Below are 13,719 nucleotides of genomic sequence, written 5' to 3'. Positions count from 1 at the left end.
TGAAACTGGGCAGTATCATTTATGGACAAACTGCGAGCTGAGCTCAATACCAGCTCGCAGTTTGTCCATTTGGCCTTCCTGGCGTTATTACTGAAAAGATTATGAACAGCTTCTTAGTTCGATAGCCCCTGCTGCAGCCGTTCCATCGCTTTTTCCAGATTCTGCATGCTGGTCGCAATCGACAAACGGATATGTCCGGGGCAACCGAATGCCGAGCCGGGGACGACCGCGACGCCGGCTTTTTCTATCAGAAATTCGGACAATGCCAGATCGTCCGCCAATTCCAGGCGTTCGATCGCGCCCTGAACGCCGGGAATGACATAAAACGTTCCGTCGGTTTGCAGGCAGGAAACGCCCGGTATGCGGTTTAATGCATCGACGACAAAGTCGTGACGCTGCTTGAAGGCGGTGACCATGTCGCGTATGAAGCTTTGATCCCCTTTCAGCGCCGTTTCCGCCGCGACCTGCGAAATTGAAGTCGGATTGGAGGTGCTTTGCGACTGGATATTGGTCATCGCTTCGATCAAACGCGCCGGACCGGCGGCATAACCGATGCGCCATCCGGTCATGGAATAGGCTTTGGATACGCCATTCAGTACGATAGTGCGTTCATACAGGTCGGGGCAGGCGTTCAGGATATTGTTGAATCCGCCTTCTTCCCAGACAATATGCTCATACATGTCGTCGGTCGCGATCAGCACTTCCGGGAAATCACGCAGCACGGCGCCCAACGCGGCCAGTTCGTCGCGCGAGTAGGCGACTCCTGTGGGGTTGGATGGGCTGTTGATTACGAACAAGCGGGTTTTCGCGTTCAGCGCCTCGCGTAGCTGTCGGGGCGTGATTTTGAAGCGGGTGCCTTGATCCGCGCTGACGATGACCGGCACGCCGCCGGCGAGCAGCACCATGTCCGGGTAGGATACCCAGTAAGGCGCAGGAATAATTACTTCGTCGCCCGGATTCAGTAAAGCCTGGGCCAGATTGTAAAAGCTTTGCTTGCCGCCGCACGAAACCAGAATCTGCTTGAGGTCATAATCCAGGCCGTTATCGCACTTGAATTTGGCGGCAATGGCTTTTTTCAGGCCCGCGGTTCCATCAACCGCCGTATACTTGGTAAAACCGTCGTTAATGGCCTTGATTGCGGCCTGCTTGATATGTTCGGGCGTGTCAAAGTCGGGTTCGCCGGCTCCCAGGCCGACTATATCCTTGCCTGCTGCGCGCATCGCCGCCGCGCGCGCGGTGACGGCCAGGGTAGGGGAGGGTTTGATGGACTGAACGCGGTCGGAAAGTTGTATGATCATGATGAAAAAAACATGCAGGAAGCTCTGGAAATGACTAAAGAATTGGCCACACAGTGGCAACAAGCCCATATGATACAAGATACGGCACAAACCCCGCACCCTTCCAGAGAGAAAAAGTTTATATTGCAATCGCGTTATCAACCGGCTGGAGACCAGCCTGCTGCAATTGCGCAACTGGTGGAAGGGCTGAACGACGGCGAACTGCATCAAACGCTGCTGGGCGTGACCGGTTCCGGCAAGACCTTCACCATCGCCAATGTGATACAGCAGGTGCAGCGCACTACCCTGATCATGGCGCACAATAAAACGCTGGCGGCGCAGCTATACGGCGAGATGAAGGAGTTTTTTCCGGAAAACGCGGTGGAGTATTTCGTTTCCTACTACGATTACTACCAGCCGGAGGCTTATGTGCCGTCCTCCGATACTTATATTCAAAAAGACGCGTCGCTAAACGAACATATCGAACAAATGCGATTGTCCGCGACCAAGGCGCTGATCGAGCGGCGCGACACCATTATCGTCGCAACGGTTTCCGCGATCTATGGCTTGGGCGAACCGGCCTCTTATTTTGCAATGGTGCTGCATCTGGTGCGGGGCGATCTGATCGACCAGCGCACCTTGCTCCGCCGTCTGGCCGAACTGCAATACACGCGCAACGATACCGAACTGCGCCGCGCGACCTACCGGGTACGCGGCGAGATTATCGATATCTTCCCTGCGGAGTCTGAAAGCGAGGCGCTACGGGTGGAACTGTTCGACGATGAAATCGAGCGCCTTTCGCTGTTCGATCCGCTGACCGGCGAAATCATTGCCCGCATTGCGCGTTATACGGTTTATCCGAAGACGCACTACGTGACGCCGCGCGAAAAGCTGCTGGCGGCGATCGACGAGATCAAGGTTGAACTCAAGGCACGCCTGGAGACGCTGCGCAATCAAAACAAACTGGTCGAAGCGCAACGCCTCGAACAACGCACTTTGTTCGATATCGAAATCATCATGGAAGTCGGCTATTGTTCCGGCATCGAAAACTATTCGCGCTATCTGTCCGGCCAACAGGCCGGCGAACCGCCGCCGACGCTGTTCGATTATTTGCCGGACGACGCGATGATCGTACTGGACGAAAGCCATGTCACCGTGCCGCAAATCGGCGCGATGTTTCGCGGCGACCGTTCGCGCAAGGAAACGCTGGTCGAATACGGTTTTCGCCTGCCGTCGGCGCTGGATAACCGCCCGCTCAAATTCGAGGAGTTCGAACAGCGCGCGCCGCAACGCATCTATGTTTCCGCGACGCCCGGTCCGTATGAACGCGAACATTCCGGTTTTGTGATCGAGCAGGTGGTGCGCCCGACCGGGTTGGTCGACCCGGAAGTCGAGATACGCCCGGTTGCGACGCAGGTGGACGATTTGCTGTCCGAAATCCGTATACGCGCGGCGCGTAACGAGCGCGTGCTGGTTACCACGCTGACCAAACGCATGTCCGAGGATTTGACCGAATATCTGACGGAGCACGATGTCAAGGTCAGGTATTTGCATTCGGACGTCGAAACCGTGGAGCGTGTCGAAATCATTCAGGATTTGCGTCTGGGCAAGTTCGACGCGCTGGTCGGCATCAACCTGTTGCGCGAAGGGTTGGACATACCCGAGGTTTCGCTGGTCGCGATACTCGATGCCGACAAGGAAGGCTTTCTGCGTTCCACGGTATCGTTGATCCAGACCATAGGCCGCGCCGCGCGCAATCTGCACGGCAGAGCGATACTGTATGCCGACAAGCGCACCGGGTCGATAGAACGCGCGCTGGAAGAGACCGAACGGCGCAGAGCCAGGCAGATCCAGTTCAACAAGGAGTACAACATCACCCCGGTCGGTGTGACCAAGACCATTAGCGACATATTGGAAGTGCACATACCGGGGGCTGCGCAGCGAGGCGGCGGCGCTTCGAAAAAAGCCGCCGAACCGCGGGCCGAATATAAAGTCGGCAATGCGCGTGAGGCGGCCAAACTAATCAAGGAGCTGGAGGATAAAATGTATGCGGCCTCCCGCGATCTGGATTTCGAAAATGCGGCCAAACTGCGCGATGAAATACGGCGTATTACGGGAGAGCATATTCAAAGTTGAGGGGCTAAGTCTGTAGACTTGGCCCGCTCCTTCCGCTTTTGCGCCTGGATTCGCTGCTCCAGGTTCTGCAGAGCTTGATGCCGGTACAGTGATCCCGGCTCAAATGCTGGAATCGTTGTTTGCCCGGAAAAATTGACGACGGAATAAAACTATTCGAATTTCAACTCCAGTATTGAGACATCGTCGTCGAAATCCTGGCGATTCTGTACTGAGCGCATTTCTTGCAGCATTTCCTGCATGCCGCCGTTCGCCGCCGTTATCGAGGCTACTTTTTCCGTAAATTCCGGGAATCTGAATTCGCGTCCTTCCGGCAGCGTAACCTCGTAGATGCCATCGCTGAACAGATAGACGATGGAGTTGGCTGGTAGTTCGAACTCGGCGGTATCAAATTCGGTATCGTCCATCAGGCCGATCGGCATGGACTGCTGACGGAGTTCGAGTGGAGCGTTTCCACCGCTGACGACGATGGCTGGCGGATGCCCTGCGCTGGCATAGGATACGATACGGCTGTTGCGGTTGAATACGCCGTACCAGATAGTGAAATAAAGCTGATTGTGCTTTTCCATCGCATAAGCGGCGTTGAGCGCAGTAAGCACCTCGCTGGGGCTTTTGTAGTCGACGTCGGCTAAGGTTTGTCCGTTGAGCGCGGCCATGGCTGAAACCGAGAGCAGCGCCGGACCCACGCCGTGACCGCAAACGTCGAGCAGGAAAAATGCGAAATGTTCCGGGTCTATGCTGAAATAACCGAACGAGTCGCCTCCGAGCATGGTGGAAGGTACGAACTCCCAGGCGGTTCTGATCGAACCGGAGGCAATGGGAAGCGGCAATTGCGAGCGCACGTAAGTAGCCGCTTCGCCCAGTTCGGCGGCCAGGGCGTTATAAGCCTCATCGCGCTGTAATTGGGCAATATAGGCATTGGAGTGATAACGCATGCGGGCAATGAGTTCGATGCGATCCGGTAGTTTGACCAGATAATCGTTCGCGCCGCGGGCAAAGGCTTCCGCTTTAACTGCCGGTTCTTCTTTGCTGGATAGCACGATCAACGGTACATTGCGCGTTACCGGGTTGCCGCGAAATAGCAATACCAGGTCGAGTCCGTTAATATCCGGCATGACCAGGTCCTGAAGTATCAACGTCGGTTGCAGCCGTTGCGCTTCGCCTAGCGCCAGAGACGGGTCGTTGCAGAAATGGAAATCGATGTCGGTTTCGTCTTTAAGCATGCGGCGGATCGCTTCGCCGATGATTTTTTGATCGTCGATCAGCAGTACCACAATGCGATGCTTGATCAGTAATGCAGCTGATACGTCATGTTCTTCAGTCATACCGGTATGCTATATCCTGGTGTTAAATATTTGCGGTGCCGATCAGGTTTTGTACCGCCTTGATCAGGGTATCGTCCTGGAATTCGCTTTTGGCCAGATATTGGCTGGCTCCGGCCTCCAGTCCGGCTTTTTTATCTTCGGGCCGGTCCTTGTAGGAAACCATCAACACCGGTAGCCGTTTCAGTATTGCATCCGCCCGGATCAGTTTTACCAGTTCTATGCCGGTCATGCGCGGCATATCGACATCGGTGACTACCAGATCGAAATTGCCCAGATTCAGCGCATTCCAGCCGTCCACACCGTCGACCGCCACGTTTACTTCGTAGCCCTGGCGTTCGAATACGCGCCGTTCGAGTTCCCGCACGGTGATCGAATCGTCGACGATCAGAATGCGGCGGACATTTTTGCGCATGGATGAGCCGGTTTGTTCGCGCCGGCCTACCGGATGTCCACCGGCCAGCAGCGAGGCAATGGAGCGAAGCATGTCGTCGATGTCGAGTACCAGTAGCGGCACGCCGCTCTCGTCTATGGATGCCGAAGCGATATGGGGTATGCGGCCCAGGCGCGGGTCCAAAGGTCTGACCACCAGTTCGCTTTCTCCCAGAAAGCACTCCACTTCGATGGCATAATACTCGCCGCGGTCGAGCAGCATTACTGCTTTGATCATGTCGTTTTCTTCCGGCGCCCGTTGCAGATCCAATAGTTCGTGACTGGGAATCAGCGCAATATTGACGCCGTCGAGTACGAAATAGCAGCGGCCTTCGACCAGATTAAGCTTTTCGCGTCTCAATTCGACCAGACGGATGATGCGCGCCAGCGGCAATGCGTAGCGCTCGGCTCCGATTTCCACCATCAGCGCGCGAACAACCGAGCGGGTAATCGGCAATTGTAGCTGGAATACGGTACCACGCCCGAGCTCCGACTTAACCGACACCTGGCCCCCGGCGCTTTGTACCATGGACTGCACCACATCCAGTCCCACGCCGCGCCCGGATACCTGGCTCAATTTTTCTCGGGTTGACAGGCCGGGAAGAAACAGAAAGTCGAACAGCTCTCCATCGTTCATGCCTGCCGCCAGTTCAGTCGTGGTCAGATTGCGTTCGACGATTTTCTTCCGCAGGCGTTCACGGTCTACGCCGCGGCCGTCGTCGCTGACGGTTATCAACAACGAGCCGGCGTGGTGACGCGCTTCCAGGCTGATGGATGCGGTTTCAGGTTTTCCAGCCATCAGGCGTTCCTCACGCGATTCCAGTCCGTGATCCAGCGCATTTCTGAGCAGGTGGCCGAGCGGCGCTTCCAGTTTGGCGAGTATGTCCCGGTCGATAGAGGTTTCCAGCCCCTTGATTTCGAAATTGACCTGTTTCCCCAGGTCGCGAGCAAGATCGCGCACCTGACGGGGAAAAGAGCGCGCGCCCTCTTCGAAGGGCTGCATCCGGCTCGCAATCACTTCCCTGAACTGTGATTCGGCAATCAGCGACATGCGGCGCGCATGGGCATCCAGATCGTCCAGACCTTCTATCAACGCCAGTTGAATCTGATCGAAGGCTTCGCACTCTTTGGCAAGCGCGTCTTCGTCTTCGTCTTCGTCATAGTTTGAGTTTTTACCTATCTGTATGCTGTTGCGGCGTAACGAAGCGTTCTGTTGCGTCAAACGTTGCCGTATCCTCTGGAAAGCGAGCAACAATTTATCTATCCGGTGAGCTTCGACCAGCGATTCCGACGCGAGGTTGATGAAGCGATTCAATACATCGGCGTTGATTTTTACCGCGTTAGTCAATTTCGGCTCGGCATTTCCCAGCGCGCTGGCCATGGCGGGAGCCGCTATTGTATCTTTCCGGACGGTCGCAACGGCGACCACAGTAGCGATTTGTTCTGTTGTGTTTTCAGGTGATGGCGTCGCTGTATCCTGTTTTTTGATGGCGGGGTCTTCAGGCGGTGTGGCCAAAACAGTTAAACGCTGCTCTATCTCATCCGCCGCGTCGGCTTGCGTTACCAACCAGCCCGGTAAGTCAGCTTCGCTTACTGCGGCCAGCGTGGTGATCCAATCCACGGCATGCAGCAGCACGTCGATACGCGCCGGCGTCAGTTCGAGCTTCCCTTCCATGGCGGCAACCAGTCCGTCTTCCATTGCGTGGGCAATACGTACAACCGTATCCAGGCCGATTACCCTGGCTGCGCCCTTGAGCGAATGAGCGGCTCGCATCAGCGGTTCGATAGCGACCGCGTCACAGGGGGCGGATTCCAGCGCGATCAGGCCGGATGTGAGCATATTCGCGTGCGTGTCTACTTCTTCCTGGAACAAATCCAATAAAGCAAAATCGTTCATCGCACTTTCGCCTCCATGGCTCGAAACAAGCGGTCGGCATCCAGCACGGCGACCGAATATCCTTCCGTTTCCACCAGCGCCTGGGTATAAGTGTCTACAGCTCGCGAGATGGTAACGGGCGGCTTGCTGTGCTGAGTGAGGATAATGCGTCTTTCGCCGCCAATTTTTTGCACCGGAAAAGCAAGCCGGCGGCTTTCTTCTCCACAGACCAGCACATGTGTGCATGTACTGTATTCGTCGGGGTCGATATCCAGTATGGCATGGAGCGAAAAGCACAGTACCAGTTCGCCGCGTACCGCCATCAGTCCGAGAAACTCCTTATTGCTGCGATGCGGTATACGCCGCCAGCGGCAGCCTTCGCTTCCCGCGCCGACGCGTGCCGTGGGCAGACCGAACCATTCATGTCCGATCTGGAAAATTACGATGGAAATCTGCTCGTTTCCTTCGTCTTTTTCGGGTTGCGCGGCCAATTGTTCCGTCCACAGGTCGACGTATTTTTTTTGAGGGGGACGATCCAGCAGGGTGTGTGCCGCTTGATGGTAGACTGCGCAGTTCCGGCAGTGGATCAGTCCGGCCAGACGATCACAAGTGCGGTCTCCGCCTAATGTGCCTATCCGCTTCCAGCAATATTCGAGAGTGTTCACTGCGTTGGAAGACTCCAGCGTATTCTGGATGCCGGCTGCTGTTCCGTTCATAAAGCCGTCTCGGCGCATAGCCGCGCCAGGTCATCCGTAAGCAGCGGTTCCCATCGTATAAGTTGCAATAAGGCATGATCGAGCGCGGCGACGGATCCCAGCCACGGTGCAGTTGCAAACTGAACTCCCGTTTCGCTTAGTGAGTTCTGATCGATGGATAGCGTGCTGGTGACGCGCTCGGCCACTAATCCGATTGCCGGTTTGCGGCTATCGTGATCTTCTTCGGTCCCGACCAGCAGCAAGCGCGTGCTCAGCCAGTCTCTGCATGGCGTTCCGGTAATCAGCGTACCCATATCGACAGCGGGAAGTACTGCGCCTTGATAGCGGAACAGACCTTTTATCCACTCCGGCGCACGAGGCAGCGCATGCAGATGCGGGACTTGCGTTATCGCGATAATGCCGGAGGCGGGGAGCGCGTAGTGTTCGCCGCCAAGCTGGAAAGGTACGAGTAACATGGTTAACGAATCTTGCCTGACTGTGTTTATGAAAGGTAACTAATTTTGTAACTATTCAGCCGCCGGCCTGGGGGTTGAGGTAAGGCAGTCGAGACACGCCGTGTATCCATCCCATCGGCCACCGCTCAGTACAGGCCATGGAACCCCGACTGCTGCATTCTTCCCGCAGTCGGTCGCGCCTACCCTTACCCGCAACCCTGTTTACAGCGTCACGCTAGTCCATACGGAATAGTTACCTGTTTTTTATAACACATTAACCTCGATGCTGCCGGCAAGTGCAATCCTTAGCTGTGAAGGCGTGCTGTTTCGATGGGTTTCCCTCTACGCCACTTTGGTAAATACCGGGTAATTCTAGCCTATCTATAGGGGGACGCGATACCTGTCGCCTGCTAAACGAAAGATCGAGCATCAAAGTTCGTATCGTTGTATTGTAATGCCTTCCTGCCGGTATTCGAAGGGTATGCGGGTTTTTAAAAGCTAATAAGTTCATTAACCTGATTGGAATGGGAGGAATGATGTCTTTATTTACCTGGAACGACGATTTGTGCGTTGGGGTAGCGGAAATCGATAATCAACACAGGAAACTGGTGCAGCTGATTAATGGCTTGCACGATCATATGCTGGCGGGAGACGCACGCGAGATTATGGGCAAGGTCTTGGACAGGGTAATCGAATACACCGGCTTTCATTTCACAACGGAAGAGCGTCTGATGAAAGCGCATGGTTATCCACACGCGGCGGCTCATTTGCACGAACATGAAAAGCTGGTTGCAACCGCCACGGATCTGCAAACAAGGCTGAATAGCGGTCATGCGTTGATTACCGCCGAAACCATGATTTTTCTGAAGGAATGGTTATATCATCATATAATGGAGTCGGATCAATTGCTGGGGAAGTACCTGAATTCTAAAGGCGTTGTATAAAGGCCACAGATCCGGACGCGATGCCCGCCCTTGGGCAGCGCTTAAGGTTCAGTTGACACTAGAGTGAAAAATACATTACTATATCAATAAATTAGTATTGGAAAAAGAAAAATCGTCATTCACCCGGATCAAGTCCGGGGCGGGCTCTGAAGATATCACTTGTTGTTTCAATTGAAACTGTCCGAAGGAGACGCTGATTTCACCCTGCTACCCTACATACTTTCAATTGGAAATTGATTTCTAGAATATCATCTTGTGGCCTGTTTCGAATAAAGACGGTCAGCGGCCGTATCGTTGCATACTTTGCCTGTTTAAAAACGAACAAATTCAGCTTCGTTTATGTTGCCGGCAGTTATAGACGGCGCGGCGAGTTCCGATTCGGACGATATTGGGGAGCCGTGGGCGTTTGTGCTGGGATGGCAGGTGTCTTTTCGCTGTTCGGCCAGCTTATTTACGGAAAAGAAACCCATATGCTTTCTGAGCTGTTCCGCCTGCTCGCTCATTTCTTCCGCCGTCGCCGCCAGTTCCTCGGATATGCTGGCGCTCTGATGCGTGACCCGGTTGAGCTGGTCCATGGCTCGGCCGATTTGTTCCACGCCGCATGACTGCTCCTCGGATGCGCAGGCTATCTCTTGAACCAGATCCGAGGTTTTTGTGACGCTGGGTACAATTTCCTTTAACATTTGTCCTGCTTTTTCCGCCGTTACCACGCTGTTGCCCGCCAGCTCGCCTATTTCCTGAGCCGCCATCTGGCTACGTTCCGACAGCTTGCGAATTTCGGCGGCGACTACCGCAAAACCTTTGCCTTGATCTCCGGCGCGCGCCGCTTCGATAGCCGCGTTGAGCGCGAGCAGATTGGTTTGCCCGGCAATATCGTTGATGATATTGATCATATCGGCAATGCTTTTCATCGCGGTTACAGTCTGCATTACCGCCACGCCGCCTTCATGTGCTTCTTTTGCGCTTTTTGCGGCCATGGTATCGGTAACTTTGGCGTTTTCGGCGTTCTGTCTGATGGACGCGCTCATTTGTTCGATGGATGAACTTGTTTCCTCTACGCTGACAGCCTGTTCGTTGACCATCTGCGCTATCGATTGCGCGGTGGCGCTGACTTCTCCGGTTGCGTGCGACAAGGTTTCGGTAGCCGCCATTACCTGCTCAATGGTATGCGCCAGTTTGTCCACCGTGTTGTTTACGCTATCGCGTAGTCTACGAAATTGACCGTGGTATTCCGCCGTTATGCGTTGGGATAGATTTCCTTGCTCCAGTGCGGCCAATACTCGACTGGCTTCGTGGATCGGTTCGATCATCGCATCAAGGGTGTTGTTGATTCCTATGACGATTTTGTAGAAGTCTCCCTTATGCCTGTCTGTGCCGGCTCGTACATCCAAACGGCCTTCCTGCGCTGCTACGGATAGCGCTGTACTATCGACAACCAGCGCCTGGATCGATGCGGACATATTTTCCATTGCAGCCATCAGGCTTGATGTATCTCCGGGGCGTAAGTCGATACGGACGGACAAGTCGCCTACAGCGATCCTGTTGGCGATCTCCGCAGCTTTGCCGGGCTCTCCGCCCAATTGCTGTTGCAGGCTACGAATGATCAGCAAGCCCATCGCGCCGACCGTAGCCAGCATCAACAGGGCTATGGTGCGGGACAAGTTGGCGGCGCGGTGTTTTGCTTCGACAGCATCGTCGGCATATCGTTTACCTAACCGTTCGTTATGGGCGACATGCCTTTCGATGGCTGTGTAGAGATTTCGTGCAACAATGTCGGCATTGACCAACGCATTATGGGCTTGAACGTCCTTATTCTGGCGGGAAAGAAGCAGTACCGGTTTCAGGGTGTGGAGATACTCCGTCAGCAGCGCCCGGTCATCAGCCAGCAACTGCTTATCTTCGTCATCGGAAATCAAGGGTTCATATTTTTTTAGAGCGTCTTCGATGGTCGCTTGAGCCTCGTTGATCGAGGCGTCAATTTCTGTCATTTTGACTGCGTCGTTGGTGAAAATATGACGGAATACCCGTATCCGGAGTTGATTGAACGAGTTCCTGGCTGTTGCCAGACTCATAACGCTGGGTACCGTGTTGATGTTGGCGTAATTGGTTGTGGTAAACACTTGGTCAAGCAGGTACTCGTTCAAACCAGTCAGTCCCAGAAATCCTACCAAGGCGCAACCCAGCAACATCGATATACGAGCTTTAACAGTCATGGGTCAGCTTCTCTGCATAGAATTATGGTCAAAAGCGAACGAATTCGGCTTCGTCCATGCTTTCGGCAACAATAGTAGCCAGTGCAAGTTCCGTTGCGGGTTTGAGCGGGACGGGGTACGCTGCTGTTTCACGGTGTTGCCTGTGCCGGTTGGTAACGGAAAAAAACTCATATGCTTTTTCAGCCGTAATCCCAACGCCAAGCGTTGCACAACTTTCATTTTGTTTAACATGGTGTTAACACTGAACAAAGTCTTTATTCTGCTGGGTTGGTAAGCTTTCCGATTATTTAGCGCTTTCAGCGAATTATAACCAACGGCTAAAACTGAACAAATTCCTCTTCGTTTACAGGCGCCGCCGCAACGGCATGCGAACTTTCTTTCATAGGCAGCGCCGGGTTTGAATCCACGGCAGAAGAGCGGTTTGTTTCACTCTTTTGCCTTGGCCGGTATTTAATCGAAAAGAAGCTCATATGATTTTTTAGGCGTTCTGCCTGCTCATTCATTTCTTCAGCCGTTGCCGCCAGCTTTTCGGATGCATTGGCGTTCTGTTGCGTGATCTGGTTTAGCTGCTCCATGGCGTGGTTGATCTGCTCAACGCCACAAGATTGTTCCTTGGATGAATAGGCGATTTCCTGTATCAGACTGGATGTTTTTGCGACGTCGGGTACTATATCATTCAGTCGACGCCCGGCTTTTTCCGCCATGGTCACGCTGCTGTCGGTCAGTTCGCTGATTTCCTGCGCGGCCATCTGGCTGCGTTCTGATAGCTTGCGCACTTCAGCAGCGACAACGGCAAAGCCTCTGCCGTGTTCACCGGCGCGCGCCGCCTCGATAGCGGCGTTAAGGGCCAGCAGATTGGTCTGGCTGGCGATATCGTTGATGATGCCGATCATGCTGGCGATATTTTTCATCGCGCTCACTGTTTGAGTCACCGCCTCGCCGCCCTCGTCGGCTTCCCTGGCGGTTTTGGCTGCCATGACATCGGTCAGTCGGGCGTTTTCCGCATTATGTTTGATGGACGCGTTCATTTGCTCTATCGATGCGCCGGTTTCCTCGACGCTGACCGCCTGTTCTGTGGTCATTTGCGCCAACAGCTGTGCGGTGGCATTGACTTCGGCTATTGCGCCGGATAGCACGTCGACTGCGGCAATCACTTCGCCGATGGTGCGCTCCTGGATATCCACGGTCTTGTTGGCGCCTTCCACGATTTTGCGGAAATCGCCCTGATGCCGGGCCGAGTCGGCCCGTATTTCCAGCCTGCCCTTTTCCGCCGCCTCCGAAAGCAGGGAGATGTCTGCCACCAGTGCATTGATCCCATCGATAGCCGTGTTGAGATTGTTTTTCAGGCTGTTGAAGTCGCCGTTATAATGTTCGCCGATATGCGGAGGAATGTCGCCCTTGGCAATGCGGTCGATGTGGTTCGCCGCCACGCTTAACGGCTCGATCACGGCATTCAGCGTATCATTGACGCCCTCGACGATCTTGCGGAAGTCGCCCTGATGTTTTTCGGCGTCGGCGCGGGTTCCCAACCGGCCGGCCACAGCCGCGCTGGAAAGCATCGATACGTCTGTTGCCAGGGCGTTTACCGCGCTGACTGAATTATTCAGGCTGTCCCTGAGCGTATCGAACTCACCGCCATAGTTTTCCTTGATTCGCGGAGGGAGCTCGCCCTTGGCGACTTTATTAAGCGCATCCATTACCGCCTTCAGCGGCCTGGTGATGCTTCGTATGGTGGTAAATGCGATCAAAACCGATAACAGGATCGATATGCCCGCCAGAACCAGCATCAGTTGCCGGTCTTCGTTGCAGATCTGCGCAGCCTTTTCGCCGGCGTTTTTCATGGACTCCGTTTGAAACTGGACCATTTTTTTGATGCTGTTCAAATAAGTGATCTGGGATAAATAGTCTTCGCCATAGAGTTCGGCGGTCGCTTCTGCGGCTTTGTGAGCCAAGGCCAGTGTTATTACTTTGTGCGTGAAACTGCGAAATACCAGTTTGGCGGCTTTCATCTCCGCCAACAGTTCTTGCCCTGTTTCGCCTGTGGTCAGTTTGTCCAGCAGCACGAAGTCTTCGTCTATCTTTACAATATTCTTGTCATAGTTCTCCTTGTTAGCCATTTTTTTGCTTTCGTCCGTCATCAGTATCAGATTGCGGACAATGCGCGTATTGTCCAGCGACAGAAAAGCAATTTCGTTTGCAAGAGCGGTTCCCGGATATTCGGAATTAATTACCTTGTCGAGGTCGGCATTCAACGTGTTCATTCTCGTTAGCCCGATGAATGCGATCAGTATCAAAAGCAATACTATGATCATGAAGCCGAATATCAACCGTACTCCCACTTTAATATTCTTAAACATGTTTTATGCCGTTTT

The 13,719-nt window shown here is 54.1% G+C and carries 9 protein-coding genes and 1 pseudogene; 3 read left to right on the top strand and 7 right to left on the bottom strand.

Features of this window, described 5'->3' with window-relative positions:
- Nucleotides 1-19: 19 nt before the first annotated feature.
- A pseudogene (locus F6R98_RS22770) lies at nt 20-105 on the top strand (IS5/IS1182 family transposase); the annotation flags it as partial.
- A gap of 8 nt (nt 106-113) precedes the next feature.
- Here F6R98_RS22770 and F6R98_RS11185 read toward each other — a convergent pair.
- Entirely contained in the window at nt 114-1,298 is a 1,185-nt protein-coding gene (locus F6R98_RS11185; RefSeq protein WP_153249093.1) for a pyridoxal phosphate-dependent aminotransferase, read from the bottom strand.
- 69 nt (nt 1,299-1,367) lie between these two features.
- Here F6R98_RS11185 and uvrB point away from each other — a divergent pair, with 69 nt between their 5' ends.
- Nucleotides 1,368-3,413 carry an excinuclease ABC subunit UvrB gene (uvrB, locus tag F6R98_RS11180; RefSeq protein WP_153251019.1) on the top strand — a complete coding sequence of 682 codons (2,046 nt, stop codon included), beginning with the start codon at nt 1,368-1,370 and terminating at the stop codon, nt 3,411-3,413.
- A 149-nt stretch (nt 3,414-3,562) separates the two neighbouring features.
- Here uvrB and F6R98_RS11175 read toward each other — a convergent pair whose 3' ends face one another.
- The 4 genes from F6R98_RS11175 to F6R98_RS11160 are packed head-to-tail and all read right to left on the bottom strand — an operon-like array spanning nt 3,563 to nt 8,211.
- On the bottom strand, nt 3,563-4,735 hold the full coding sequence (locus F6R98_RS11175) for a fused response regulator/phosphatase (RefSeq protein ID WP_153249092.1): 1,173 nt from the start codon (nt 4,733-4,735) through the stop codon (nt 3,563-3,565).
- A 22-nt stretch (nt 4,736-4,757) separates the two neighbouring features.
- Nucleotides 4,758-7,061, bottom strand: a complete 2,304-nt coding sequence (locus F6R98_RS11170; RefSeq protein ID WP_153249091.1) for a hybrid sensor histidine kinase/response regulator — start codon at nt 7,059-7,061, stop codon at nt 4,758-4,760.
- Complete coding sequence (locus F6R98_RS11165) at nt 7,058-7,756, bottom strand: chemotaxis protein CheW (RefSeq protein ID WP_153249090.1); 699 nt, start codon at nt 7,754-7,756, stop codon at nt 7,058-7,060. The genes F6R98_RS11170 and F6R98_RS11165 overlap by 4 nt, the downstream gene beginning before the upstream one ends.
- Nucleotides 7,753-8,211 (bottom strand): chemotaxis protein CheW, encoded by a 459-nt coding sequence (locus F6R98_RS11160; RefSeq protein ID WP_153249089.1) that lies wholly within the window; start codon nt 8,209-8,211, stop codon nt 7,753-7,755. The genes F6R98_RS11165 and F6R98_RS11160 overlap by 4 nt, the downstream gene beginning before the upstream one ends.
- A gap of 515 nt (nt 8,212-8,726) precedes the next feature.
- Between F6R98_RS11160 and F6R98_RS11155 the strand changes: the two genes are divergently transcribed.
- Nucleotides 8,727-9,134, top strand: coding sequence for a bacteriohemerythrin (locus F6R98_RS11155; protein WP_194269897.1), 408 nt, complete (start codon nt 8,727-8,729; stop codon nt 9,132-9,134).
- A gap of 311 nt (nt 9,135-9,445) precedes the next feature.
- Here the strand turns inward: F6R98_RS11155 and F6R98_RS11150 are convergent, their stop codons facing one another.
- On the bottom strand, nt 9,446-11,347 hold the full coding sequence (locus F6R98_RS11150; RefSeq protein ID WP_153249087.1) for a HAMP domain-containing methyl-accepting chemotaxis protein: 1,902 nt from the start codon (nt 11,345-11,347) through the stop codon (nt 9,446-9,448).
- A gap of 317 nt (nt 11,348-11,664) precedes the next feature.
- On the bottom strand, nt 11,665-13,704 hold the full coding sequence (locus F6R98_RS11145) for a methyl-accepting chemotaxis protein (protein ID WP_153249086.1): 2,040 nt from the start codon (nt 13,702-13,704) through the stop codon (nt 11,665-11,667).
- Between the last annotated feature and the right edge of the window lie 15 nt (nt 13,705-13,719).

This window comes from Candidatus Methylospira mobilis (assembly GCF_009498235.1).
Taxonomy (GTDB): Bacteria; Pseudomonadota; Gammaproteobacteria; order Methylococcales; family Methylococcaceae; genus Methylospira; species Methylospira mobilis.
The sequence above is the reverse complement of the archived record's forward strand: the minus strand, read 5'-3'. Positions and strand labels throughout refer to the sequence as shown.

Bases quoted from the DNA above. Each gene is read 5' to 3' on its own strand.
- F6R98_RS11185 (WP_153249093.1), bottom strand. From the start codon at position 1,298: ATGATCATACAACTTTCCGACCGCGTTCAGTCCATCAAACCCTCCCCT.
- uvrB (WP_153251019.1), top strand. From the start codon at position 1,368: ATGATACAAGATACGGCACAAACCCCGCACCCTTCCAGAGAGAAAAAG.
- F6R98_RS11175 (WP_153249092.1), bottom strand. From the start codon at position 4,735: ATGACTGAAGAACATGACGTATCAGCTGCATTACTGATCAAGCATCGC.
- F6R98_RS11170 (WP_153249091.1), bottom strand. From the start codon at position 7,061: ATGAACGATTTTGCTTTATTGGATTTGTTCCAGGAAGAAGTAGACACG.
- F6R98_RS11165 (WP_153249090.1), bottom strand. From the start codon at position 7,756: ATGAACGGAACAGCAGCCGGCATCCAGAATACGCTGGAGTCTTCCAAC.
- F6R98_RS11160 (WP_153249089.1), bottom strand. From the start codon at position 8,211: ATGTTACTCGTACCTTTCCAGCTTGGCGGCGAACACTACGCGCTCCCC.
- F6R98_RS11155 (WP_194269897.1), top strand. From the start codon at position 8,727: ATGTCTTTATTTACCTGGAACGACGATTTGTGCGTTGGGGTAGCGGAA.
- F6R98_RS11150 (WP_153249087.1), bottom strand. From the start codon at position 11,347: ATGACTGTTAAAGCTCGTATATCGATGTTGCTGGGTTGCGCCTTGGTA.
- F6R98_RS11145 (WP_153249086.1), bottom strand. From the start codon at position 13,704: ATGTTTAAGAATATTAAAGTGGGAGTACGGTTGATATTCGGCTTCATG.